The sequence below is a fragment of the Candidatus Acidianus copahuensis genome (assembly GCF_000632495.1).
In the GTDB taxonomy this organism is placed as follows: Archaea; Thermoproteota; Thermoprotei_A; order Sulfolobales; family Sulfolobaceae; genus Acidianus; species Acidianus copahuensis.
This window is the reverse complement of record NZ_JFZT01000064.1, coordinates 1-1,827: the sequence shown is the minus strand read 5'-3', so window position 1 is coordinate 1,827 and position 1,827 is coordinate 1. Positions and strand designations below refer to the sequence as shown.

2 protein-coding genes are annotated in these 1,827 nt (G+C 37.1%); both read right to left on the bottom strand.

Translation table 11 applies throughout. The features are described 5' to 3' along the window. Positions 1–13 precede the first annotated feature (13 nt). The gene (locus CM19_RS11955; RefSeq protein WP_048100685.1) at positions 14–823 is read right to left on the bottom strand and encodes an alpha/beta fold hydrolase; all 810 of its coding nucleotides are present in this window, start codon (positions 821–823) and stop codon (positions 14–16) included. A 3-nt stretch (positions 824–826) separates the two neighbouring features. Then, on the bottom strand, positions 827–1,771 hold the full coding sequence (locus CM19_RS11950; protein ID WP_048100684.1) for an alcohol dehydrogenase catalytic domain-containing protein: 945 nt from the start codon (positions 1,769–1,771) through the stop codon (positions 827–829). Positions 1,772–1,827: the final 56 nt, after the last annotated feature.

Below are 1,827 nucleotides of genomic sequence, written 5' to 3'. Positions count from 1 at the left end.
AAACAACCTTTCCTTAGTTAGAGATCAAGTAAATATCTACAAAGCCTTTGATTATTGAAGCAAGCAATAGTGGATCGTCTTCCGATACAAAATGTCCAATATCCTTGAGTAAGATGAATTTAGAACTTGGAATTTGATTGGACAGTCTAATTCCATGGAAGTAAGGGATATATACGTCTTGATCTCCCCAAATTATTAGAGTAGGAATTTTTACCTTATTTAACTCCGGAAGTGCTTTTAAAGTATCTCTAAAGTCTAATGCCCTAGCTGCCCTTAAGTAAGCCCTTTTACCTTCCTTACTCGAAAAGGGTTCTGCATACATTTTAGCTACTTCCATGGTAATTTTCTCCTTTCTTACGACTCCTTGTCTCAGTGAATTATAAAAGCCCTCTAACATGTCAACTCGTTTTATATAATCGTCCCATTTAGGATCTTTTAGCCTTAAGATAGTTTGTGTTGGCCAATAGTCCATTCCCGCGCTATCCACTAATATCATTGAGGACACAATCCCCCTCATAGCTAATATTTGGCAAATCCCCCCACCGATGTCATGACCTATGCAAACTATGTCGTTAACGTCCATAGAGCTTAAAACTTCAGTCAGATAAAACGATTGGGCTGTAAGCGATAAATCCTTATTATCGGGCTTATCTGATTTTCCATAACCTATTAAATCAACCGCTATCCGGAAACCATCTAACTTAGGTATTATTTCTCTCCATAGCATCAAATTAGTTGGAATTCCGTGAATGAAGAGTAGATTCTTACCCTTACCATCAACTATGTTAATATACATTTTTCCAGCTGAAGTGTCAACTAGCATTCCTTATCCCTCTAAAATTTTAAGTAACGTTTTACCAATCTGCCTTCTTTCCAGCATGGTTTTATAAGCCTCGTTGATCTCCTCAAGACTAAACGTTTTAAAGTAAGGCCTTATTTTGCCTTCAGCTATCAATTTTATAGCGTGTTTAAATTCGTTAACAGTAAACGAGGCGTTGCCTATGATTTTATGCTCTCTCATAATACTCATGGCTGGTCTGTTCAAGGTAATCGGATCTCCTTCAATGTTTCCTATTAGTACCAAAGTTCCTTCCTTCTTGAGTGATCTTAGATCATCGTTTATAGTGATCGATCCAACTAACTCCATGATAACGTCAAATCTCTCCCTCTTTAGATCTTCATTGCCTATAGGAATACCTCCAGCTTCTTTCACGATTTCGGGCTTAGATGTTAGTCCATATACTTCTGCTCCCAGTATATTTAGGTATTGTATGCCGTGAATACCAACTGCACCACTAGCTCCAGTTACTAGTACTTTATCTCCTTTCTTGATCTGAGCCAAATTTGATGCATGAATTATGGTAGCTACTGGTTCTGATGCTGAGGCATATTTTTCAAAATTTTTATCAGGCAACTCAATTAAATTTCTTTCAGGAGCATAAACTTCTTCCGCATATCCGCCCGGCGTATTTTCACCTATCAATGAGTAACTATCGCACAGATTTTCCTTACCTTGCTTGCAAAACTCGCAATTTCCACAAAAAATACCACTATATACTGCTACTGGCTTATCATTATAGAAACCGAAAATTTCGTGGCCTAAAATTGCTGGTAGCTTGAAATTCTTAAAACCGCCCTTCCAAATTACCACATCTCTACCACAAACACCAACTACTTTGACATTGACTTTTACAAAGCCAGGCATGGGATTTGACCTAACATCTTCAATCTTAAAAGGAGATTTGAACTGGTAAAGGACTGCTGCCTTCATGAAAATACGTTTGTTGGCAAAGTATAAATATTTTATTAAATTATCAATAATTGTTT

What these genes read in the sequence shown, in the direction of transcription:
- CM19_RS11955 (WP_048100685.1), bottom strand. Translation starts at nt 823, where the DNA reads ATGCTAGTTGACACTTCAGCTGGAAAAATGTATATTAACATAGTTGAT.
- CM19_RS11950 (WP_048100684.1), bottom strand. Translation starts at nt 1,771, where the DNA reads ATGAAGGCAGCAGTCCTTTACCAGTTCAAATCTCCTTTTAAGATTGAA.